The sequence below is a fragment of the Gemmatimonadales bacterium genome (genome assembly GCA_041390145.1).
Taxonomy (GTDB): domain Bacteria; phylum Gemmatimonadota; class Gemmatimonadetes; order Gemmatimonadales; family GWC2-71-9; genus SPDF01.
Genome location: JAWKQM010000008.1, coordinates 118122 through 138436, shown reverse-complemented (window position 1 = coordinate 138436; position 20315 = coordinate 118122). Strand labels below are relative to the sequence as shown.

The window sequence follows — 20315 nt, the reverse complement described above, 5'->3', positions numbered from 1 at the left end:
AAACTCAGCTCCCGGACGGCGCTCCAGCTGCGGTATCAGTCGCGGTCGCGGGTGGCTCCACCACCGCCCCGTTGAGCGAGATGACGGATCCGGGCATGCCCGGTGTCTGGCTGATCCGGATCCAGATCGGATGCCCGCTCTTGACCGCGTACAGCGCGTAGGCTCCTTCCGCATCCTCGCTGTCACTCTCCAGCGACCAGCCGGTACTCGGCAGGCTCTTCCGGTAGTAGTCCAGCACCTCGGATGGCGTGGCGCCGCTCTGGAAGGAGATTTGGACGGCGTTGGGGGACGTGGCGCGCGAGATGACCGTGGCCTGCGGCGGAATCGGCAGGTACGGCAGCGCCGAAGAGGTCGTGGCCTGGCTCTGGGGCGCGTCCTTGCATGCCCCAAGGGCCAGGACAAGCAGCGCTAAGTGTAGGTATCGCATAGGGCAAGGAGAGTAGCGGCGGGCCCGCCCGCGGTCAAGCGGGCGCGTTGCCGCCCCGCGCGCCTGCCGCTATGCTTGGGGTCTGAATTCTCGCGATGGAGTGGGCCATGGCAGGCCATAGCAAGTGGAAACAGATCAAGCGGAAAAAGGCGGTCACCGACTCGCGCCGGGCGTCGTCCTGGACCAAGGTGATCCGCGAAATCACCATTGCCGCCAAGTTCGGCGGGGGTGACCCTGGCGGCAATCCGCGCCTGCGGACCGCGATCGACGCCGCGAAGGCCGTCAACATGCCGGCCGAAAACATCGAACGGGCCATCAAGAAGGGCACCGGCGAGCTCGAGGGCGGCAACATCGAGGAAGTGGCTTACGAAGGCTACGGCCCCGGCGGCGCGGCGCTCTTCATCGAGGGGACCACCGACAATCCCCACCGGACCGTCGCCGACATCCGGCACGCCATGAGCCGGAACGCCGGCAACCTCGGCGCCACCAACTCGGTGGCCTGGATGTTCGACCGCAAGGGCCAGCTGTACATCGACGCCACCCAGCATGGCGAGGAGCGTACGCTGGAGGCCGCCCTCGAGGCCGGCGCGGAAGACATGGTCCGCGAGGGCGACCAGTTCATCGTCTCGACCGCGCCAAACGACATCCACGCCGTGCAGGACGCCATGCGAGAGAAGGGGATCAAGATCGACGAGGCCGAGCTCGCCATGGTGCCGAAAAACACCGTCAAGGTCGAGGGTCCGGACGTCGAGGCGCTCTTCAAGCTGATCGAGGCCCTCGAGGAACTCGACGACGTCTCGAAGGTCTTCTCCAACTTCGACATCGACTCCGAGCTGGCGGAGGCGGCAGGCTGACCGGCCGCCCGTGATCATTCTCGGCGTGGACCCCGGCACGGCGGTCACGGGCTACGGCGTCATCGACTCCGGCCCCGGCAGCAGGGCCCGGCTCATCGAGTGCGGCGTCGTGCGGACCCCCGCACGCGACCCCCTCCCGGTGCGGCTCCGCGCGATTCGCGACGGCATGATGGAACTCATCGAGCGACACCGCCCCGACGCCGTCGCCATCGAGGAAGTCTTCTACGGCAAGAATGTGCGGACCACGGTGGTGCTCTCCCACGCCCGCGGGGTCATCCTGCTGACGGCGGAGGAGGCCGGCGTGGCGATCGGCGAGTATCCACCCGCCCTCGTCAAGAAGACGGTGGTCGGGCGAGGGGGCGCTGCCAAGCCGCAGGTCGGATACATGGTGGCGCAGCTCCTCCGGCTCACGGCGCCGCCCAGCCCGGCGGACGCGGCGGACGGCGTCGCGGTGGCGCTCACGCACCACATCCTGGCGGGCGGCGCGCTGTCGCGCGCCCGCCGCGGGCAGGTGGCGTGATCGCCGGCGTCCGGGGACAGCTGGAAAGCGTCGAGCTCGACGTGGCCACCATCGAGACCGCCGGTGGTGTCTCATACGAAGTGCTGGTGCCCCTCGGCGTGCTTGGCCGACTCCCCGCCCCCGGCAACCCGGTGCGTCTCTACACCGAACTGGTGGTGCGCGAGGACAACTGGCTCCTCGTCGGGTTCGACACGGCGCACGAGCGGCTGGTGTTCCGGCGGCTGCTGACGGCGAGCGGGTTCGGCCCGCGCCTGGCGCTGGCGCTCCTGTCGACTCTCGGCCCCGATCGCGCGGTGCGCGCCATCCTGGGCAACGACCTCGCCGCGCTGGGCAGCGTGTCCGGCATCGGCAAGAAGAAGGCGGAGCGGCTGGTCCTGGAACTGCGCGACCGCTTCAAGGATCTGCCGACGGCGGCGGGACCGGCGGCGGTCCGCCCCGACCAGGCCTCGGTGAGCGCGCTCGTCGGCCTGGGATATTCGATGTCCGCCGCCGAGGATGCGGTCCGCGCGGTGCTGACCGACGGCGTTACCGAGGATACGACACACATCGTCCGGCGGGCGCTGCAGCGCCTGACCGCCGGCAAGGGAGGAAGTTCCACATGACCGTCACGGCCCAGACCGCAGAGTGGCAATGCACCCGCTGCGGCTCCACCAACCGCAAGCTCGTCCCCAGCACCAGCGACGAAGCCACGGACCGCTGCGTCTACTGCCGCACCAAGCATCGGCTGGAGCCGGGTGAGACGGCGGTCCGCTGGCTGGCGCAGGCCAGCTAGCCCCCCGCCCCGTCACGATGGCCCAGCGCCTCGAAGTCACCACCCCGGACGCCCTCCCCGAAGAGACCGGCGCCGAAGCCGCCCTGCGGCCCTCCCGCCTCGACGAATTCGTCGGGCAGGAGCAGGTCAAGGCGTCTCTTCAGATTGCCATGGACGCGGCCCGGGGACGGGGCGAGGCGCTCGACCATACCCTCTTCTTCGGTCCTCCCGGACTCGGCAAGACCACCCTGGCCATGCTGATGGCGCGGGAAATGGGCGTGCAGTTGCGGACCTCGTCCGGCCCGGTGCTGGAGAAGGCCGGCGACCTGGTCGGGCTGCTGACCACGCTCGGGCCGGGCGACATCCTCTTCATCGATGAAATCCACCGGATGCGCCCGGCACTCGAAGAATTCCTCTACTCCGCCATGGAAGACTTCCGGGTGGATGTGCGGATTGCCGACGGGCCGAACGCGCAGACCATCCCGATGACGCTGGAGCGCTTCACGCTGGTGGGCGCCACGACGCGGTTCGGCCTGCTCACGCCGCCGATGCGGGCCCGGTTCGGGATGGTGGAGCGGCTGAATTTCTATCCGGCGGAGGACCTGGAGCGGATCGTGACGCGGTCAGCGGCGCTGCTGCAGGTGCCGACCGACGCCGAGGGCGGACTGGAGATCGCAAAGCGCAGCCGCGGCACGCCGCGCGTGGCCAACCGGCTGCTGCGCAGGGTGCGCGACTTCGCCCAGGTTCGGGCGGAGGGAAAGATTACCGGACCGGTGGCGCGGGAGGCGCTCTCGCGGCTCAACGTCGACGAGTTCGGGCTCGACGACATGGACGCGCGGATCCTCACCACGCTGATCGAGAAGTTCAACGGCGGACCGGTGGGCCTCAACACCCTCGCGGTGGCCGTCGGCGAGGACAGCGGCACCCTCGAGGAGGTGTACGAGCCCTATCTCATCCAGCAGGGCTTCCTCGAGCGCACGCCGCGCGGCCGGTGCGCCACCGCCAACGCCTATCGCCGCTTCGGCATCACGCCGCCACCCGGACAGGCCACGATCTTTGACGGCTGACCGTCCCCTCCGCACCGCCGACTTCGCGTACCATCTCCCCCCGGAACTGATTGCCCAGACCCCCGGCACCGAGCGGGGCGACAGCCGGCTGCTGCTTGTCAGGCGGGGTAGCGGGGCCGCAGGGCTGGAAGACCGCCAGTTCGCCGACCTCCCGACGATCATCCCCGCCGGCGACCTGCTGGTGCTCAACTCCACCCGGGTGCGCCACGCCCGTCTCCTCGGGACCCGGCCCTCGGGGGCGCCCGCCGAGGTCCTGCTGCTCCACCCTTCCACCGATGGCAGCTGGCTCGCCATTGGAAAGCCGGGCAGCGCCATGCGCGCGGGAAAGCGGATCACCCTGGGCGACGGGGCGGAGATCGAGACGCTCGAGGTGCTTCCCGAGGGAGAGCGCCGGGTCCGTTTCGTCGGCATGCCGGCCGAGGAAGCGATTGCACTGTTCGGCCGGCTGCCACTCCCTCCGTATATCGACCGTGACCCCGAGGCGGAGGACGAAATCCGCTACCAGACGGTCTACGCCGATCGTGAGGGCAGCGTGGCGGCGCCGACCGCCGGGCTGCACTTTACCGACGCCATGCTGGCGGATCTCCGGGGACGCGGCGTGCGGATCGTCTCGCTGGACCTCGAAGTCGGCCCCGGTACCTTCAAGCCGGTCGAGGAGGAGGAGATCGCCGCGCACCCGATGCACCCGGAACGCTACGAGATTCCTGCGGAGGTCGCCGACGCGGTGCGCGATGCCCGCGCACGCGGCGCCGCGGTCTGGGCGGTCGGCACCACGGTGGTCCGCGCGCTGGAAAGCGCCGCGGACGCGACCGGGGCGGTGCGCGCAGGAGCCGCGGAGACGCGCCTGCTCATCGCGCCGGGCTACAAGTTCAAGGTGGTCGATCGCCTGGTGACCAACTTTCACCTCCCCCGCTCCACCCTGCTGATGCTCGTGGCGGCCTTTGCCGGCTACGACACCATGATGGCGGCGTACCAGCACGCCGTGGCCGAGCGCTATCGGTTCTACTCCTACGGGGACGCGATGTGCATCCTGTGACCGACGCCCCCTTCTCCTTCACCCTTCACGGCACCCAAGGCGAGGCCCGCGCCGGCACCCTGCACACCCCGCACGGCGAGGTGGCCACACCGGCATTCATGCCGGTGGGCACCTACGGCACGGTGCGCGGACTCCATCCCGTCGAGGTAGAACGCACCGGCGCGCAGGTGATGCTGGGCAACACCTACCACCTGCATCTCCGCCCCGGCGAGGACGTGGTGCAATCCCTGGGCGGACTCCACGCCTTTTCGCACTGGAACCGCCCGATGCTGACCGACAGCGGCGGGTTCCAGGTGTTCTCGCTGGAGGGGCTCCGCACCATCGCCGAGGAGGGCGTGGCCTTCCAGAGCCATGTCGACGGCAGCCACCGGACCATCACCCCCGAGAAGTCGGTGGAGATCCAGTGGGCGCTCGGTGCCGACATCGCGATGCAGTTCGACCACGTGGTCCCTGGCGGCGCCGACCATACCCTGGCGAAGGAAGGGATGGAGCGCTCGCTCCGCTGGCTCGCGCGGTGCAAGGCAAGGCACACGGAACTTGCCCTCGCCCCCCGTCCCCCTCTCCAGCAAGTGGAGAGGGGGGGCGTCGCCCAAACACTGTGGCCAATTGTTCAGGGTGGAACTCATCCCGATCTGCGTCGTGCCTCCCTCGAGGGAATCCTCGAGCAGGGCCCCTGGACCGGCATCGCGATCGGGGGCCTCTCCGTCGGCGAGCCGAAGCCGGTCATGCACGCGGTCCTGGAGGGGCTGGCCCCCGTCCTGCCCAGGGCCACCCCGCGTTATCTTATGGGGGTGGGGTTTCCGCAGGACCTGCTGGAGGGGATCGCCCGCGGGGTGGATCTGTTCGACTGTGTGGCCCCGACGCGCAACGGCCGGCACGGCTCGGCCTGGATCTCGACCGGCAAGGTGAACGTGCGCGCCGCGATCCACCGGCTCTCGAAGGAGCCGCTCGACCCCGAGTGCGACTGCGAGACCTGCGCGACCTTCAGTCGCGGATACCTGCGCCACCTGTTCGTGGCCGAGGAGATCCTGGGCCTCCGCCTGGTGTCGATTCATAATGTCCGGTTCCTGGTCCGGCTGGGTGAGATGGCCCGCACCCACATCCTGGCCGGAACCTTTGATGGCTGGAGCCGCGAGTGGCTCCGCCGCTACCACTCGAAAGGCGAATCGTGATGCATGCTCTTTCCCTGATGGCCCCGGCAGCCGGATCCGGCGGCGGCATGTCCGTCCTCCTCCTGCAGATCGGCCTGATCGGCGCCGTGTTCTACTTCCTCATCCTCCGGCCCCAGTCGCAGGCGAGGAAGAAGCACGCCGCCATGCTCGAGGCCCTGAAGAAGGGGGACGAGGTCATCACCTCCGGCGGCCTGATGGGCAAGGTGAAGAGCATCAAGGAGCAGGAAGTGACCATCACCAGCGGCGAGAGCACCGTCGTGGTGCACCGCGCCCGCATCGTCCAGGTCGGCGACACCGCCGCACCCAACACGCCGGCCTGATGTCGCTGCTGCCCATTCACCTCCTCGGCTCCCCGGTGCTCCGGGAACCCTCGGCGCCGGTGCCCGAGGTGACGGACGAGGTGCGTCGGTTGGTGGAGGACATGTTCGAGACGATGGACGGCGCCGAAGGGGTCGGTCTCGCGGCCAACCAGATCGGAATGGCGATTCGCATTGCCGTCGTGGATGCGGAGGGATCCCGCATCGCGATGATCAATCCGGTCATCGCCGAGGCGTCCGGCAAGGCCCGCGAAGAAGAGGGGTGCCTCTCGATTCCCGACGTCTACGGCGAGGTGACGCGTCCCGAAAGAATCGTCCTCGAGGCGACCGATCAGCAGGGCGCCCCGTACCGCCTCGAAGCGGCGGGGCTCCTGGCCCGCGCCATCCAGCACGAGATCGACCACCTTGACGGGATCCTCTTTCTGGATCGGCTGAGTCCCATGAAGCGGCGGCTGTTGGTCGCGAAGTACCGCCGCGAACACAAGGAGGGCGACGGCCTCCTGCGGGAGGTTGCGCGGCCCTCCGGCCGGACCCCCTGATGCGCATCGTCTTCTTCGGGACACCGGAATTCGCGGTGCCCTCGCTCGACACTCTCCGCCGCGGCGGCCACGACGTGGTCGCAGTGGTGACCCAGCCGGACCGACCCCACGGCCGCTCCCGATCCAAGCTCATTCCCCCGCCGGTCAAGGTGGCGGCGCTGGCCGCCGGACTCGACGTCCTGCAGCCGGAGCGCCCCGTGGGCGATCTCTTCGCCGCGACGCTGCGGCACCACCGCGCCGAGCTCGGTGTCGTCGCCGCCTATGGTCATATCCTCAAGCCCGACATCCTGGCCATCCCGACCCGCGGAATGATCAACGTCCATGCTTCGCTCCTTCCGCGGTGGCGCGGTGCGGCGCCGATCCAGGCGGCCATCCTGCACGGCGATCGGGAGACCGGCGTGAGCATCATGCAGATGGAGGCGGGGCTCGACAGCGGGCCGGTGTACCTCCGGCGCGAACTCCCGATCGGCGCGGAAGACACCGCCGACATCCTCACCGCCCGCCTGGCCGAGCTGGGGGCGGAGGCGCTGTTGGAGGTGGTGGACGGTCTGGACGCGGGGAACCTCAAACCGGAGGCCCAGCACGAGGCCGATGCGACCTTTGCCCCAAAGGTTTCCAGAGCAGCGGCTCGGGTGCCATGGAACAGGAGCGCGGTCGAGGTCGTGCTGCACATCCGCGCGTACGATCCATGGCCGGGGGCATGGACTGAAGGCCCGGCGGGGGAGGTGAAGTTCTTCACCCCGCGGCTCGCAGAAGGAGAGGGCACGCCGGGAAAGGTGCTGCAGGCCGACAAGGCGCTGGTCGTTGCGTGTGGGGAGGGGGCCGTGCAGGTGGCGGAGGTCAAGGCGGCCGGCGGGCGACGGATGGCCGCGGCGGAGTGGCTGCGCGGGCGTCCCCTCGCGGTCGGGGACCGGCTGGGGTGAGGCCCCTCCCGCGACTCCACGCGATCACGGACGACGCGATCCTCGCGGACGCCGACGTCGGGATCCGGGCCGCGGCGATCGCCGCCGCAGGGCCGGCGGCGGCGCTGCACGTGCGGGGACGAGACAGTTCCGCCGCCTTCCTGGCCAAGTGCGCCACGCGCTTCACGTCGCTCGCAACTCCCGCGGAGGCCGCGGTCATCATCAACGCCCGTCCCGACCTGGCGCGGGCCGTCGATGCGCAGGGTGCAGCTTGGAGGCGGGCGACCTCTCGGTGGGGACGCGCGGCGCGTCCTGGGCCCGGGTGGATCGGTCGCTCGGTGCATGGCGTGGCGGAGTCCCGGGAGGCGATCGACGAGGCGCGGACTATCTCCTGCTGGGGACCATCTTCGAGACCGCATCGCATCCCGGCCGGGCGGGACTCGGCCTGAACGTGCTCGCCGAGGTGGCCGCATTCGGCACTCCGGTGATCGCCATCGGAGGCATGACTCCGGCGCGCACCACCGACCTGAGGGAGGCCGGCGCGTGGGGGGTGGCCGCCATCCGCGCGCTCTGGCACGTGCCCGATGCGTATGCCGCCGCAATGGAACTGCTGACCCCGTGGAGCAGCGGAGCATGACCGAACTCACCATTACCGTCAACGGCGACGAGCGTGCAGTACCGGCGCCGATCTCCCTCGCCGGCCTCCTCGAACACCTCGGACTCGACCCGCGCGCCGTGGTGGTCGAGCAGAACCGCGTCATCATCCGCCGCCCCAGCCTGGCCGACACCCCGGTGGCCGACGGCGACGTGATCGAGCTGGTCCATTTCGTCGGAGGCGGGTAGCCGCCACGCCGTTATCTTTCCCCGCATGACAGACATCCTCGCAACCCCGCCCAGTGACACTCCCGACGCGCCCCTGGAAATCGGTGGCCAGCGTTTCCGCTCCCGCCTGCTGGTTGGTACCGGCAAGTACCGCGACAACCTCCAGACGGCACGTGCCATCGAGGCCTCCGGCGCCCACGTCGTGACGGTCGCGGTGCGGCGCGTGGACCTCGACCGCACCAAGGAAGAGGGCGTGCTCTACCACCTCCCCGCCGACCGATACTTCCTCCTGGCCAACACCGCCGGCTGTTACACCGCCGACGAGGCGGTCCGGTACGCGAGGCTGGCGCGCGAGGCGGGGTTCAACGAGTTCATCAAGCTCGAGGTGATCGGGGACAAGGAGACCCTCCTCCCCGATACCGACGGGCTCCTCGCCGCCACCCGGACCCTGGTGAAGGAGGGCTTCAAGGTCCTCGCCTACACCAACGACGACCTCATCACCGCCCTCCGGCTCGAGGAGGCGGGCTGTGCCGCCGTCATGCCCCTCGCGTCGCCGATCGGGAGCGGGCTCGGACTGCTGAACCCCTACTCCATCCGCACCATCAAGCGCCGGCTCACGGTGCCGGTCATCGTGGACGCCGGCGTCGGAACGGCGAGCGATGCCTGCCTCACCATGGAACAGGGCGTGGACGGGATCCTGATGAACACGGCGCTCGCCGAGGCCGCCGATCCGGTGCTCATGGCGTGGGCCATGCGCCACGCGGTTGAGGCGGGGCGCGCCGCCTGGCGGGCCGGGCGGATGCCCCGCCGCGAGACCGCCGTCCCCTCCAGTCCGACCTCGGGGATGCTGCGCTGACCGAGCCCGTCGGCGTCGACGCGCGGCGCGCCGCCCTCACGATTCTCCGCGACGTGCGCGACGGCCGGCCCTTCGATGCCGCCCTGAGCGGCGCCATTGAAGGGCTGGGTGACGCCGATCGCCGGCTCGCCCACGAACTCGCGGGCGGTGTGCTCCGCACCCAGGACTCCCTCGACGACCGCCTCGCCCGCCTCATCAGGCTCGGCTGGGACTCCGTCTCCCCTCCCCTCCGCGACCTGCTCCGCGTCGGCGCCTATCAGCTGATCCACCTCGACCGGGTCCCGCCCCACGCGGCGGTTAGCACCTCCGTCGACCTCGCGCGGGAAATCGCCGGCAAGGCCCCAGCGGGTTTCGTCAACGCGGTGCTCCGGCGTCTCGGCCGGGAAGCAACGCCGGCACCGGCCGTCGCCTCCGCCGATCCGGTCGCCTCGCTCGCGCGCGCGCACAGCCACCCGGAATGGCTGGTGGCCGGCTGGGTCGCACGCTTCGGCGCCGCGGACACCGAGGCGCTGCTCCGCTGGAACAACGGGCGCCCGCCGCTGGTGCTGCAGGCGGCACGGGAGGACCTCACCACGCTGCGTGAACGCCTCGACGCCGCGGGTGTGGCGAATGACGCCGCCCCGTTCGGCGCGGGACTCGTGGTGGAAACCACCCGGCCAGGCGAGCTCCCTGGATACGCCGATGGCGCCTTCTTCGTACAGGACGCGGCGCAGGCGCTGGTGGCGCGGTTCGCGGACTTTCCCAGCGGCGGCCGGGTGCTCGACGCCTGCGCGGCCCCGGGCGGCAAGGCGATCGCACTGGGTCGCACGGCCGGCATGCTGGTGGCGGCTGAGCGAAGCCGGCGGCGCTCCACCCGCCTCGGCGAGAACCTGCGGCGGTCGGGATCGGGACGGGAATTTCTGGTCATCGCCGACGCGGCCTCCCCCCCGACACGCCCTCTCGATGGCGTCCTGCTCGACGCCCCCTGCCTCGGCACCGGCACCTTCGCGCGGCACCCTGACGCACGCCTGCGGGTCACCTCGGAGGCCTTGCGGGAACTGGCCAGGACGCAGGCCGACCTGCTCGAGGGTGCCGCGGGGGCGGTGCGACCGGGCGGGCTGTTAGTTTACGCCACATGTTCCCTCGAACCGGAAGAGAATGAGGAGCAGGTGGCACGCTTCCTTGCAGCACACCCCGAATTTCAGCGCGAACCATCACGGACAGTCCCCGAAGAATGCCTGTCGGAGGCGGGAGACCTGACACTCCTGCCGCATCGACATGGCACCGACGGCGCCTTCGCGGCGCGGCTCCGGCGGGCTTCGTGAAGGTTCGGCGGCATACTCCAGCGTCCACACCCTTGGTCAGCCGGCGCTTCCTCACCTGGCTGGCTGTTCTCGGGGGCGCCTCCCTGCTGGGCTACCTCCTGGCTGCCGTGGTGCTCTTTCCGGCGCCGATCTCGGACACCGGCAATCTGGTCCCCAGCGTGATCGGCCAGCCCTACACCTCGGCGGAGAAGACGCTTCAGGCGGCGGGATTTCGGGTGCGCCGTGAATCGGAGGTGCCGCATCCCACGGCGCTCGGCGGTGTCGTCGTCTGGCAGGATCCACCGCCCGATATGCAGCTGCCTCCCTCCGCTGTGGTCCGCCTGACAGTAAGCACCGGGCCGGAAGCGTCCGTGGTGCCCGATGTGGTGAACCTCGACCTGGACCTGGCCATCTCCGTCCTGCGCGAGGCGGGCTTCCGGGTGGGTTCCATCGACTCGGTGGCCTCCCTTACCGTCCCGGGCACCGTGCTGGCCACACGGCCGGGGCTGGGGGTGGTCCGCCGGCCGGGTGAAGATGTGACGCTGGTCGTGAGCCGCGGGCCCGCCGATATTCAGGTGCCGACCCTCCGGGGCCTGAACCGCGACCAGGCCGCCGAACGCCTGGAGGCGCTGGGCCTGCTGGTCGGCTACGTCCGGTATGAGAGCCGGCCCGGGTCGCGGCCCGGTGTGGTGCTGGAACAGCGACCCTCCCCCGGCGTGCGCCTCCCCCGGCGGAGCAGAGTGGACCTGACCCTGGAGAGGACCCCGTGAACCCGATCATCGCACCCAGCGTGCTCAGCGCCGACCTCGCGCGCCTCCCGGAGCAGGTGGAGAAGGCCCTCGCGGGCGGCGCCGAATGGATGCACGTGGATGTGATGGACGGCCACTTCGTGCCGAACCTCACCTTTGGGGCGCCGATGATCCGGGCGATCCGCCGGATCACCGACTGTCCGATTGATGTCCACCTGATGGTCGAGCGGCCGGAGCAGTATATCGAGGAGTACGCCGCCGCCGGCGCGAACGTGTTCACCTTTCATCCCGAAGCGACGGTGCATGTGCAGCGACACCTGGCCACCGTGCGCGCCCACGGGATGGCGGCGGGGCTGGCGCTCAATCCCTCGACGCCGCTCGCGCTCATCGAGGAAGTCGTGGCCGACCTCGACCTGGTGCTGGTGATGTCGGTGAACCCCGGATTCGGCGGGCAGTCGTACATCCCGGCCGCCACCGACAAGATTCGTCGCGTCCGCGCACTGCTTGATGCCCGGAGGTCGGGCGCCCGCCTCGAGGTCGATGGCGGGATCACGCCCAAGACCATCGCGCAGGCGCACGCCGCCGGCGCGGACACCTTTGTGGCGGGCACCGCCATCTTCGGCGCCGCCTTTTTGGGCGGCGCCGTCAATGAACTCCATCGCCTGTGCATGGCACGGGCCTGAGGAAGAGCACAATCATGTCCAAGCAGTGGATGGTCGTCGGCGCAATCGTCATCGCGATGGTCGTCGGGGCCGTGGCGCTCGTGAAGAACAGCCCGGACAACTACGGCGTCGCGGTCAACAAGAAGGCCCCGGACTTCCGGGTCCTGGATCTCGCGACCAACGACACCGTTTCGCTTCGCGAGAAGTACGCCGGGCAGGTCACGCTGGTGAATATCTGGGCCACGTGGTGCGCCCCATGCCGGGAAGAGATGCCCGCCATGGAGGCCGCCTACAAGGATCTTGCACCCCGCGGTTTCAAGGTGGCCGCCGTCAGCATCGACGATGGCGACCCGGCCGGCGTGCTCGCCTTCGGGACCGAACTGGGCCTGACCTTCGACCTCCTGCTCGACCGGAGCGGGGAGATCCAGCGCATCTACCAGACCACGGGCGTGCCAGAGAGTTTCCTGCTCGACCACAACGGCGTGATCATCAAGCGGATCATCGGCACGCACGACTGGAGCTCCAAGGCCAACCGGGACCTGATCGAGCGGCTGCTCGACCAGCAGAGCTGACCCACCCGATGCGCGTCCTCGGCATCGAGTCGTCCTGCGACGAGACATCTGCCGCGGTCGTCCGGCTGGAGCAGGGGCGCCCGGCGCTCGAGAGCGTCGTGATCCTCTCGCAAGACGTGCACACGGTGTTCGGCGGCGTGGTGCCCGAACTCGCGAGCCGCGCCCACCTCACCGCCATCGCTCCCGTGGTGGACCGGGCGCTCGGCGAGGCCGGTGCCACCCTCGACGACATCGACGCGATTGCCGTGACGTCGGGACCCGGGCTCGTCGGCGCGCTCCTGGTGGGACTGATGTACGGGAAGACGCTCGCCTGGTCGACCGGCAAGCCGCTCATCGGCGTGCACCACATGGAGGGGCACCTTTTTGCACCGGCGCTGGAAGACGCCGACTTCGCCCCGCCCTTCGTGGCGCTCCTCGTGAGCGGCGGCCACACCCTCCTGCTCGATGTCCCGGCGTGGGGAGAGTACCGCCTGCTCGGCCAGACGCTCGACGACGCGGCAGGCGAGGCGTTCGACAAGGTGGCCACCCTCCTCGGCCTCGGGTATCCCGGCGGCGCCCCGCTCGAACGCCTGGCGGCGACCGGAACAGCCGGGAAGTTCGTGTTTCCCCGCCCGCTGCTCCGCGACCTGAAGGGCGACGGACCCAATCGCTGGAATTTCTCGTTCAGCGGACTCAAGACCGCGGTGCTCCGGGCGGTGCGTCAGAGCACCGACCTCGACGCCGAACGAGCCGACCTGGCCCGCGGATTCCAGGATGCGGCGCTGGACGTCCTGGTGCAGAAGACCGCCGCTGCCGTCGAGGAACTGGGGTATCCGCTCGCCATGATCGGCGGGGGGGTGGCCTGCAACCGGGCGCTGGCCCTCCGGCTGCGGGAACGACTGGGCACCCGGGTGCGTTTGGCTGTCGCCTCGCCGCGCCTCAACACCGACAACGCCGCCATGATCGCGGCCGCCGGCGCGTGGCGGCTCGCCCGCGGCGAACGCAGCGGGCCCGGGCTGGAGCCGAGCGACAGCCTGCCCCTTCCCGGACTCTTCACAACCGCCGCCTGAACCGGAGCATCGATGCCTGTCTACCCGTTCAACATCAATCTCGGCCCACTGCAGGTCACGGGCTACGGGATCATGATGATGGTCGGCTTCCTGGTCGGCGGCTGGCTCATCGGCCTCGAACTCGAGCGCCGGGGACTCAACCGGAACTACGCCTCCGACATCGTGATGGCGGCGCTCATCGGCGGCGTCCTCGGCGCCAAACTCTGGTACGTGGCCCTGACGCAGGATCCCGGCGCGCTCTTCTCGCGCGGTGGCCTGGTCTGGTATGGCGGCTTCCTCGGCGGCGTCGTGGCTGTCCTCGCCAACGGATGGCGCCTCCGCGTCCCCGCGCGGTGGACCCTGCACATTACCGCCCCCGCGCTCGCGGCCTCGTACGCCATTGGCCGGGTCGGGTGCTTCCTCGTGGGCGACGACTACGGCGGCCCGACCAACCTCCCCTGGGCGGTGGCATTCCCGCAGGGCCTGCCGCCGTCGACCGCGGGCAACCTCGCCGCGTTCGGCGTCTCCGTTCCACCCGGACTCGACCCGACGACCGTGCTGGCAGTCCACCCAACCCAGCTCTACGAGACCGGGTTGATGCTCATCGCATTCATGATCCTGTGGAAGCTGCGCACCAAGGACTGGGGAACGGGGACCCTCCTCGGCCTCTACCTGATGATGGCCGGCGTGGAGCGGTTCTTCATCGAGATCCTGCGCGCCAAGGATGACCGGTTCTTCGCTGGTTTCACGGCAGCACAGGTAACAAGCGTCGCCATCGTCCTCGTGGGGGCCGCCGTGTTCGCTCGACTCCGGGGGGCCGGGGAGGCTCCGCCAGGGGAGTACCTTTCCATGACACCGACCCGGTCTGTCAAGTAACTCGACAGCACCGTAAGTGACTCAGATCACAAAGCTTGAGAAAAGAGGGCTGAAATCGTCGACTTTTTTGACGATTTCGGCCCTTTTCAGCGGCTCGAAGCAATAAGCCAACTTATTACGCTTCAACAGGTTACCGATTTGTACAATGTGGCACGAACGGTGCTTTAGTTATCGACCAGCAAGGGGTGAATGCTGCCCCGGAAGAAAGTGGTAGGTCGAAGAAGGGTTGGAGCGGGCACATCCGCCCGTCTCCGTATAACTCAGGGGGCGATCTACCACCTCTCATACGCGAACGGCCCGCCGACATCGGCGGGCCGTTTGCATTTGTGCCTGAGCGACCGAAGACGCTCGACTACCGCCTTGCGTGCAGGCGCGCCTTCAGGCGCTCCACCTCCGCGCGCAACTCCGCCAGGTCGGCGTCCATCCGCTCGAGCGAGCGGAGCAAGTCCAATTCGAAGGGCACCGAAAGGCTGGCAACCATCGCAGGCGGCTCAGGGGCGGCCGCTTGATCAGGGGGCAGCGGCTCGGGAACCAGCTCCTGGGTGACCCGCAGCCTGCGCGGCTCGAGGTAGAAGGTCCAGATGAGTGCGCCGACAAAGAGCAGCGCCAGGATGCCCTGCGCCGTAAGCGATTCCACTGTCCGGTAGATGCCGAGCCGCTCGATCTGCGGGGCCCACGGCACCACCGTGATCGGTACCACCCCACCCCCCTGCAGTTCCGCAATGCCCTTCCCCAGGAACACGAAGGCCATGTAGTAGAGGAAGGCGCTCGTCACGCCGAAGAACGGTTTGAGCGGCAGCTTGACGCCGAACCGGTTGATCATCACGTAGACGATGGCGAGGACGACCGACGCCGCGAGGATGCCGAGGAGCACCGGCCACACGGCCCCCGACGTCGGCCCCGCCACCAGCAGCGCCTTGTAGAAGAGGACCGTCTCCACCCCTTCCCGATAGACTGCCAGGAAGGCGACCGACGGCAGCGCGAACATCGAGCCCGAGACCAGCGCGTCCTGCACCTTCCCCTTCACGAACCGGTTCCACTTCGCCACTTCCATCTTCGACAGCAGCCAGTAGCTCACGTAGAAAAGGGCGACTGTCGCCACCAGCATCGTGATCCCCTCGAGCACCTCCTGGCTGGCGGGCGAGAAACGGAAGATGGTTTCGAACGCCACCGCCGTCAGGAGGCTCACGACCACCGCGGCACCGACGCCGATGTGAATGTCGCGCCGGCGCCGGGCGTTGCCGGTCTTCATCAGGAACGCGATCAGCGCTCCGATCAGCAGGATGGCCTCCAGTCCCTCCCGCAGCAGGATGACGAACGACTGGACGAAGAGGTCGGACGGCGTCATCGGCGTGCCGAGAATCCGTTCGGCGCGGGCCAGCCCGCTGACCAGGTCGTCATGCAGGGCGTCCAGTTCGGCGGAGGTGGCGCCGCCACCCGCGCGGCCACGCAGCGTGGCGAACCCCGCCTCGAGTTGTCCCGCGAGCGAGGGATCGATGGCACGGAGTCCCGACTCCACCTGCTCGAAGGTGAGATAGGCCTCGAATGCCTCGGCACTGGCGGCCTCGCTCTGGCCTGCGGCGGCCAGGGTAAGCACCGAGTCGAGCCGGACGTTGACCTCGGCAAGGACCTCTTCCGCGTGCACCCCCGACTCCTGCACCTGGAAGCTCCGGACTGCGGCGATAGCCGGGGCCGCCGCGCCAACGGGGGCACCGAGCGCCTCGGCGATCTGCGCGTCCGACATCCTGGCCGTGGTGCTGAAGGTGCGCAGTCCCGCCGGCACATCACCCGAGGGAGCGGGATACCGGAGGAGGGTGGCATAGGCGGCGGCAGCCCAGCGGTCGGCGGTGCTCAGCCGGGTCTCGAACGCCGGCATCGCGGTGCCCGACACGCCGATGGTGATGCGCCGGTAGAAGTCGAGCGGGGAGACGTTCACGAGCCGCGCGCCATCCCGCAACGCCGACGGAGGCGGGGTAAGGCCGAGTCCCTCCTGCCCATCGCCGCTCCCGGTGAGGCCGTGGCAACTGGCGCACTGCTCCTGGTACACCTGCGCCCCCCGCGCGAGCGAGGGCGCGGTGCCCGGCACCTGGTCCACATCGACGCGATAGCGATCAGCCAGGCCACTGGTGAGCCCGCGGGCCACCACGGCGACCGTATCGGGATCCGCGGTCCGGCTCACGGCGGCGATCAGCTGGTCAATGGCAGCAATGGTCGAAGTCGAGGACTCCGGGGGGAGTCGCTCGGCTGTCCGGCGGGCCTCGGCCAGGAAGAGGTGGGCTTCCTCCACCTCGGCGGGCGAAACGACCCTGCCCCCCGAGACCCCGATGCGATATTCCTGCGCCGCGAGCTGCACCGTCGAGGCGATGCGCTGGACGATCGGCGCCAGATCTTCTCCGCCGGCCGGCGACTGCACCCCCTGCTGGGGAGCGGCGAGGAGGAAGACAGATGTCAGTACAGGAATGAGAATCATTATCAAGTCGTTTGGTCGGCGAAGCTGGAAACTATGCCGCGTTAGTCGGATTAGCTAGGGCTGGTTCCGGGAGAGAACAACGACCGCCCCTGCGACCCCATGCGTATGGGTCAGCGACAGGAGCAGCGAGTATTCGGCAGGCACTTCGGTGGCGATGCCGTGCAGCGTGAGTCGAGGCCGTCCATCGGATTCCCGTGACACTTCCAGGTCGTGCCAGCCGACCGCCCGCATCCCCGGCAACGACTGCAGCGCTTTGTAGGCCGCCTCCTTGGCGGCCACGCGGACCGCAAAGTGGGGCGCCGGGTCGGGTTGCCGCAGGACGTATTCCCGCTCGCCCTCCAGCAGGAAGCGGCCGAGCGCCCGCTCCCCGTGCCGCGAGAGAATGTGCCGGGCGCGCTCGACTTCCACCACATCCATCCCGACCCCGATGACGCTCACAGCTGTCCCCAGAGCGTCTCGACGATCGGCCGGAGCAGTTCCGGAACAGGGAGATACCCGCCGAGGAGGAGTCCGGCCCAGAGCGCCACGGCGAGCACCACACCGGTCGCCGTCCAGAGGGGCCAGCGGGCACGGCGCCAGGCGGCCACCAGTTCAATATCCGGTTCCCACTCCGCCAACTCACGGTCCGCCGCGGTGATCAACGCCGCCCAGGCGCTCTCCACCCGCCTCGCGGTGGCGAGCACCTGCTCCCCCCACTGTGCATCCGAGACATGCTCGAGTTCCGCGGAGGCCCGGAGCAACGCCCCCGCCCCGGCACCCAGCCGGGCGTGGATTGCGCGATGCTCCGCCGGGGTGACGCGGTGCCGCTCCAGTCGCCACGCCGGCATCCGGGCCGCCACCGCGGCCGAGGTGATCCGGGCCTCCAGCTTCCCGATCACGACCGCGGCCGCTTCCTCCGCGGCCTGGTCCCAGGATGCGGCCCACACCGCCGGCGCCAGCGCTTCGCGGGCCGCCGACTGGTCTCCCGAGGCCAGCGAGGCGCGAGCTCTCCCCGCGGCGTCAAGCAGGCGCGTCACCAGCGCGATGCGCACCGTCGCGAGCAGCGCTTCGGTGCCACCCGCGGCAGCGGGATGCACCAGCCGGCCCATCGCCGGCCCGAGCTCCGGCAGCGAGGGTCCCCGTGTCACCGACGATCCCACAGCGGTCGCCCTCCCTTCAGGTCGGCCACGGCCAGCGCCGCCCGCTCCCCGGATCGCTCCTCATAGCGACGGACAAACTCGACCAGCGGCTCCGGTTCAAACGCCACACGCGGCAGGCCCGTCACCCCCAGCGCCGCTTCGATGGCCGCCGCCGTCCCCTCTACTTCCACCAGCACATCCATCTGCGGATACCACTCGAGCCGCACCTCGGCGCCGTGCACCCGGTAGACCTCGACGAAGCGGTCCACCGACTTGGTGACGCGATAGCCCAGCGCGGTCAGGATCCCTGCCGCAATCCCACCGTCCCCCTCGATTGCGCACTCCAGCTCGTCACGCAGCTTGTATCCTTCCGGCGATCGCCGCGTCGCTCCCTTCCATGCCATCTGCGTGCGGGCCGGCGCTCCCTCCGGTTTCCAGGTCCGGATGCGGAGGACTTCGTCACGCTCCCGCAGGGCGCCGTCCCGATCGAAGTTCCGGTCTTCCATCAACCCCCGGAACGTGGACTCGGCCCCCGACTCCACCAGGTGACGCCGCAGCAGCGCGGGATCCGGCACCACCGCCTTCAGTTCCAGCTCCGGGTGTGCCCCGGAAACGGTACTCATCGGAGGATGGCCTCCAGGACGGCGTCGGTATCGGACAGGTCCTCGAAGGCAACACGCGCGCCGGCGTCGCGGAGCTCGGATACGGCATAGCTCCCGGTGGCCACCGCCACCGCGCGGGCGCCGATCGCGCGACCGCAGGTGACATCGGCGGGCGTGTCGCCGACGATGATCACCGTCTCGCCTTCAGGCACCCGCCCGAAGATCGGTGCGGCGCGCTCGGCGGCGATGGCCGGCAGGTCGGGGCGGTGGGAGGAATCGGAACCGTATGCGCCGACCCGGAAGCGAGTGGGGTCGAGTCCACCGGAGCGCAACTTCAACCCGGCGCCCGGCGCGATGTTGCCGGTCAGCAATCCGAGCACGACGTCTTCCTCGGCCTCGAGCCGGTCCAGCAGCATGGACACGCCGGGAAGGACGCGCGTCCGTCCCGGCGTGCGGGCCAGTTCCGCCTCGAGGAGCACCAGGTAGCGTTCCAGGATCTCCGTCACGGCCAGGGGATCGCCCGCCGAGGCATCGCCCGCCGCCTCGAGCATTTCGCGTACGATCTGCGGATCGGTCTTGCCGTCGAACCGGATCTCCTCCCACACCCGGGCATCGATCATCCGGTCGGCCAGGGCCGCGGTGATCGCCCGCCGGCCCGCGCCGGGGGTAAGCAAGAGTGTGCCGTCGATGTCGAAGAGGACGAGAAGGCGAGTCATTCGGAGGCGGCGGCTCCCGGAACACGACGGGCGGTCACGAACAACTCCCGGAGGTGCGCCGCCCGATGCCCCGGGGCCCACGACTCCCGGAGCACACCGCCGCACGACACGGTCGAGTGGACCAGCGTGTCGTCCTCGGCGGCAAAGGCCACGTGGGTCACGCTCCGGCCGTTCTCGCTGAAGAAGAGCAGGTCTCCAGGGGCGATCGCGTCGCGTGCCACCTCCGCGCCGACCAGCGCCTGCGCCGACGAATCGCGCGGCAGCGGTACCCCGCGCGCCGCGAAGGTGGTCTGCACCAGTCCCGAACAGTCGACGCCGCACTCGGTGAGTCCACCCCACTGGTACGGCGCGCCGGAGAACGTCTCCAGCGCCCACTGTTCGGCCGGCACGGTCCGCGCCAAGCGCCGGAGTTCATCGGCGGGCAGCATGTGCCCCTGCGTCAGCGAGCCGCTGGTGCCGTCGGGCAGGCGAATCCGGCCGTGCTCCAGTACTGCGCGGGCACGCACCGGAACTCGCCGACGGCCCGCCGTCGTCTCGATCTCCGCGCCCGTTGACCACCCCGTGGCCTCCTCCCGCCACCGGACCGCCTCCTCCGCGGTCACGTCGCGGATGTATCCCCGGTGGACCCACCCTTCGTAGTGGTCCACGGCGGTCCGGATCCGGTACCAGGTACCGGTGGTCTCGAGCAGGTCGGCCGTTTCACCCATCACCAGTTGCGTGACCTGCTCGGTCCGCAGTGACGCCTCCCGGAACACGGGAGCCACCGCGGCGTGCGCAATGACAGAGTTCACGCCGGGCTGGCCTTGGCGTGCTTCGCCTGGCAGGGGGCGCAGCGTTCCACGCCCCGGAACGCGCAGATGAGGCAGATGAAGGTGCCGCAATCGATGCAGGGATACCCCTCGGACGCACGCTCCTCCCGGCCGCAGGCGCGGCACTGCATCGCGTCGTGTTCGTGGATTTCCGCCATGCGGCCTCC

General features: G+C 69.7%; 28 protein-coding genes. 20 read left to right on the top strand and 8 right to left on the bottom strand.

Going from position 1 to position 20315, the window contains the following annotated elements:
- Positions 1-4: 4 nt before the first annotated feature.
- Positions 5-427: a hypothetical protein gene (locus R2910_08975; protein ID MEZ4413101.1), complete on the bottom strand. Its 423-nt coding sequence runs from the start codon at positions 425-427 to the stop codon at positions 5-7.
- Positions 428-534: 107 nt separating this feature from the next.
- Between R2910_08975 and R2910_08970 the strand changes: the two genes are divergently transcribed.
- Genes R2910_08970 through R2910_08875 form a run of 20 tightly spaced genes read left to right on the top strand, consistent with a single transcriptional unit; the run spans position 535 to position 14433 of the window.
- The gene (locus R2910_08970; protein ID MEZ4413100.1) at positions 535-1281 is read left to right on the top strand and encodes a YebC/PmpR family DNA-binding transcriptional regulator; all 747 of its coding nucleotides are present in this window, start codon (positions 535-537) and stop codon (positions 1279-1281) included.
- A gap of 10 nt (positions 1282-1291) precedes the next feature.
- A complete protein-coding gene (gene ruvC, locus R2910_08965) occupies positions 1292-1801 on the top strand; it encodes a crossover junction endodeoxyribonuclease RuvC (protein ID MEZ4413099.1) in 510 nt (169 codons plus the stop codon).
- Positions 1798-2403 carry a Holliday junction branch migration protein RuvA gene (ruvA, locus tag R2910_08960; GenBank protein MEZ4413098.1) on the top strand — a complete coding sequence of 202 codons (606 nt, stop codon included), beginning with the start codon at positions 1798-1800 and terminating at the stop codon, positions 2401-2403. Before ruvC ends, ruvA begins: the two co-directional genes overlap by 4 nt.
- A complete protein-coding gene (locus R2910_08955; protein ID MEZ4413097.1) occupies positions 2400-2573 on the top strand; it encodes a hypothetical protein in 174 nt (57 codons plus the stop codon). The genes ruvA and R2910_08955 overlap by 4 nt, the downstream gene beginning before the upstream one ends.
- Positions 2574-2590: 17 nt before the next feature.
- The gene (gene ruvB, locus R2910_08950) at positions 2591-3619 is read left to right on the top strand and encodes a Holliday junction branch migration DNA helicase RuvB (GenBank protein MEZ4413096.1); all 1029 of its coding nucleotides are present in this window, start codon (positions 2591-2593) and stop codon (positions 3617-3619) included.
- Positions 3609-4655 carry a tRNA preQ1(34) S-adenosylmethionine ribosyltransferase-isomerase QueA gene (queA, locus tag R2910_08945; protein MEZ4413095.1) on the top strand — a complete coding sequence of 349 codons (1047 nt, stop codon included), beginning with the start codon at positions 3609-3611 and terminating at the stop codon, positions 4653-4655. Before ruvB ends, queA begins: the two co-directional genes overlap by 11 nt.
- A complete protein-coding gene (gene tgt, locus R2910_08940) occupies positions 4652-5827 on the top strand; it encodes a tRNA guanosine(34) transglycosylase Tgt (protein MEZ4413094.1) in 1176 nt (391 codons plus the stop codon). Before queA ends, tgt begins: the two co-directional genes overlap by 4 nt.
- On the top strand, positions 5827-6147 hold the full coding sequence (gene yajC, locus R2910_08935) for a preprotein translocase subunit YajC (GenBank protein MEZ4413093.1): 321 nt from the start codon (positions 5827-5829) through the stop codon (positions 6145-6147). The genes tgt and yajC overlap by 1 nt, the downstream gene beginning before the upstream one ends.
- The gene (gene def / locus R2910_08930; GenBank protein ID MEZ4413092.1) at positions 6147-6683 is read left to right on the top strand and encodes a peptide deformylase; all 537 of its coding nucleotides are present in this window, start codon (positions 6147-6149) and stop codon (positions 6681-6683) included. The genes yajC and def overlap by 1 nt, the downstream gene beginning before the upstream one ends.
- Complete coding sequence (gene fmt / locus R2910_08925; GenBank protein MEZ4413091.1) at positions 6683-7606, top strand: methionyl-tRNA formyltransferase; 924 nt, start codon at positions 6683-6685, stop codon at positions 7604-7606. Before def ends, fmt begins: the two co-directional genes overlap by 1 nt.
- The gene (locus R2910_08920) at positions 7603-8034 is read left to right on the top strand and encodes a thiamine phosphate synthase (protein ID MEZ4413090.1); all 432 of its coding nucleotides are present in this window, start codon (positions 7603-7605) and stop codon (positions 8032-8034) included. The genes fmt and R2910_08920 overlap by 4 nt, the downstream gene beginning before the upstream one ends.
- Positions 7977-8222: a thiamine phosphate synthase gene (locus tag R2910_08915; protein MEZ4413089.1), complete on the top strand. Its 246-nt coding sequence runs from the start codon at positions 7977-7979 to the stop codon at positions 8220-8222. Before R2910_08920 ends, R2910_08915 begins: the two co-directional genes overlap by 58 nt.
- Complete coding sequence (gene thiS / locus R2910_08910; GenBank protein ID MEZ4413088.1) at positions 8219-8428, top strand: sulfur carrier protein ThiS; 210 nt, start codon at positions 8219-8221, stop codon at positions 8426-8428. The genes R2910_08915 and thiS overlap by 4 nt, the downstream gene beginning before the upstream one ends.
- A gap of 25 nt (positions 8429-8453) precedes the next feature.
- Positions 8454-9263 carry a thiazole synthase gene (locus tag R2910_08905; GenBank protein ID MEZ4413087.1) on the top strand — a complete coding sequence of 270 codons (810 nt, stop codon included), beginning with the start codon at positions 8454-8456 and terminating at the stop codon, positions 9261-9263.
- Entirely contained in the window at positions 9191-10567 is a 1377-nt protein-coding gene (gene rsmB, locus R2910_08900) for a 16S rRNA (cytosine(967)-C(5))-methyltransferase RsmB (GenBank protein MEZ4413086.1), read from the top strand. Before R2910_08905 ends, rsmB begins: the two co-directional genes overlap by 73 nt.
- 32 nt (positions 10568-10599) lie before the next feature.
- Positions 10600-11316 (top strand): PASTA domain-containing protein, encoded by a 717-nt coding sequence (locus R2910_08895; protein MEZ4413085.1) that lies wholly within the window; start codon positions 10600-10602, stop codon positions 11314-11316.
- Positions 11313-11978, top strand: a complete 666-nt coding sequence (gene rpe, locus R2910_08890; protein MEZ4413084.1) for a ribulose-phosphate 3-epimerase — start codon at positions 11313-11315, stop codon at positions 11976-11978. The genes R2910_08895 and rpe overlap by 4 nt, the downstream gene beginning before the upstream one ends.
- A 14-nt stretch (positions 11979-11992) precedes the next feature.
- Positions 11993-12529 (top strand): TlpA disulfide reductase family protein, encoded by a 537-nt coding sequence (locus R2910_08885; protein ID MEZ4413083.1) that lies wholly within the window; start codon positions 11993-11995, stop codon positions 12527-12529.
- 8 nt (positions 12530-12537) lie between these two features.
- A complete protein-coding gene (gene tsaD, locus R2910_08880; GenBank protein MEZ4413082.1) occupies positions 12538-13578 on the top strand; it encodes a tRNA (adenosine(37)-N6)-threonylcarbamoyltransferase complex transferase subunit TsaD in 1041 nt (346 codons plus the stop codon).
- A 12-nt stretch (positions 13579-13590) separates the two neighbouring features.
- The gene (locus tag R2910_08875; protein ID MEZ4413081.1) at positions 13591-14433 is read left to right on the top strand and encodes a prolipoprotein diacylglyceryl transferase; all 843 of its coding nucleotides are present in this window, start codon (positions 13591-13593) and stop codon (positions 14431-14433) included.
- Between the two features lie 352 nt (positions 14434-14785).
- Here R2910_08875 and R2910_08870 read toward each other — a convergent pair whose 3' ends face one another.
- From R2910_08870 to R2910_08840, 7 genes are read right to left on the bottom strand one after another with little or no spacing between them, the layout of a single operon-like run.
- Complete coding sequence (locus R2910_08870) at positions 14786-16903, bottom strand: FTR1 family protein (GenBank protein MEZ4413080.1); 2118 nt, start codon at positions 16901-16903, stop codon at positions 14786-14788.
- 54 nt (positions 16904-16957) lie between these two features.
- Entirely contained in the window at positions 16958-17341 is a 384-nt protein-coding gene (gene acpS / locus R2910_08865) for a holo-ACP synthase (protein MEZ4413079.1), read from the bottom strand.
- Positions 17338-18030: a hypothetical protein gene (locus tag R2910_08860; protein ID MEZ4413078.1), complete on the bottom strand. Its 693-nt coding sequence runs from the start codon at positions 18028-18030 to the stop codon at positions 17338-17340. Before R2910_08860 ends, acpS begins: the two co-directional genes overlap by 4 nt.
- Positions 18027-18644 (bottom strand): CYTH domain-containing protein, encoded by a 618-nt coding sequence (locus R2910_08855; protein ID MEZ4413077.1) that lies wholly within the window; start codon positions 18642-18644, stop codon positions 18027-18029. Before R2910_08855 ends, R2910_08860 begins: the two co-directional genes overlap by 4 nt.
- Entirely contained in the window at positions 18641-19339 is a 699-nt protein-coding gene (locus tag R2910_08850) for an HAD hydrolase-like protein (protein MEZ4413076.1), read from the bottom strand. Before R2910_08850 ends, R2910_08855 begins: the two co-directional genes overlap by 4 nt.
- The gene (locus tag R2910_08845) at positions 19336-20130 is read right to left on the bottom strand and encodes a C40 family peptidase (protein MEZ4413075.1); all 795 of its coding nucleotides are present in this window, start codon (positions 20128-20130) and stop codon (positions 19336-19338) included. Before R2910_08845 ends, R2910_08850 begins: the two co-directional genes overlap by 4 nt.
- A complete protein-coding gene (locus R2910_08840) occupies positions 20127-20306 on the bottom strand; it encodes a hypothetical protein (protein MEZ4413074.1) in 180 nt (59 codons plus the stop codon). The genes R2910_08845 and R2910_08840 overlap by 4 nt, the downstream gene beginning before the upstream one ends.
- Positions 20307-20315: the final 9 nt, after the last annotated feature.

Coding starts and splice junctions, on each gene's coding strand:
- R2910_08975 (MEZ4413101.1), bottom strand. CDS start 427: ATGCGATACCTACACTTAGCGCTGCTTGTCCTGGCCCTTGGGGCATGC.
- R2910_08970 (MEZ4413100.1), top strand. CDS start 535: ATGGCAGGCCATAGCAAGTGGAAACAGATCAAGCGGAAAAAGGCGGTC.
- R2910_08955 (MEZ4413097.1), top strand. CDS start 2,400: ATGACCGTCACGGCCCAGACCGCAGAGTGGCAATGCACCCGCTGCGGC.
- ruvB (MEZ4413096.1), top strand. CDS start 2,591: ATGGCCCAGCGCCTCGAAGTCACCACCCCGGACGCCCTCCCCGAAGAG.
- yajC (MEZ4413093.1), top strand. CDS start 5,827: ATGCATGCTCTTTCCCTGATGGCCCCGGCAGCCGGATCCGGCGGCGGC.
- def (MEZ4413092.1), top strand. CDS start 6,147: ATGTCGCTGCTGCCCATTCACCTCCTCGGCTCCCCGGTGCTCCGGGAA.
- fmt (MEZ4413091.1), top strand. CDS start 6,683: ATGCGCATCGTCTTCTTCGGGACACCGGAATTCGCGGTGCCCTCGCTC.
- thiS (MEZ4413088.1), top strand. CDS start 8,219: ATGACCGAACTCACCATTACCGTCAACGGCGACGAGCGTGCAGTACCG.
- R2910_08905 (MEZ4413087.1), top strand. CDS start 8,454: ATGACAGACATCCTCGCAACCCCGCCCAGTGACACTCCCGACGCGCCC.
- R2910_08885 (MEZ4413083.1), top strand. CDS start 11,993: ATGTCCAAGCAGTGGATGGTCGTCGGCGCAATCGTCATCGCGATGGTC.
- tsaD (MEZ4413082.1), top strand. CDS start 12,538: ATGCGCGTCCTCGGCATCGAGTCGTCCTGCGACGAGACATCTGCCGCG.
- R2910_08875 (MEZ4413081.1), top strand. CDS start 13,591: ATGCCTGTCTACCCGTTCAACATCAATCTCGGCCCACTGCAGGTCACG.
- R2910_08870 (MEZ4413080.1), bottom strand. CDS start 16,903: ATGATTCTCATTCCTGTACTGACATCTGTCTTCCTCCTCGCCGCTCCC.
- R2910_08855 (MEZ4413077.1), bottom strand. CDS start 18,644: ATGAGTACCGTTTCCGGGGCACACCCGGAGCTGGAACTGAAGGCGGTG.
- R2910_08850 (MEZ4413076.1), bottom strand. CDS start 19,339: ATGACTCGCCTTCTCGTCCTCTTCGACATCGACGGCACACTCTTGCTT.
- R2910_08840 (MEZ4413074.1), bottom strand. CDS start 20,306: ATGGCGGAAATCCACGAACACGACGCGATGCAGTGCCGCGCCTGCGGC.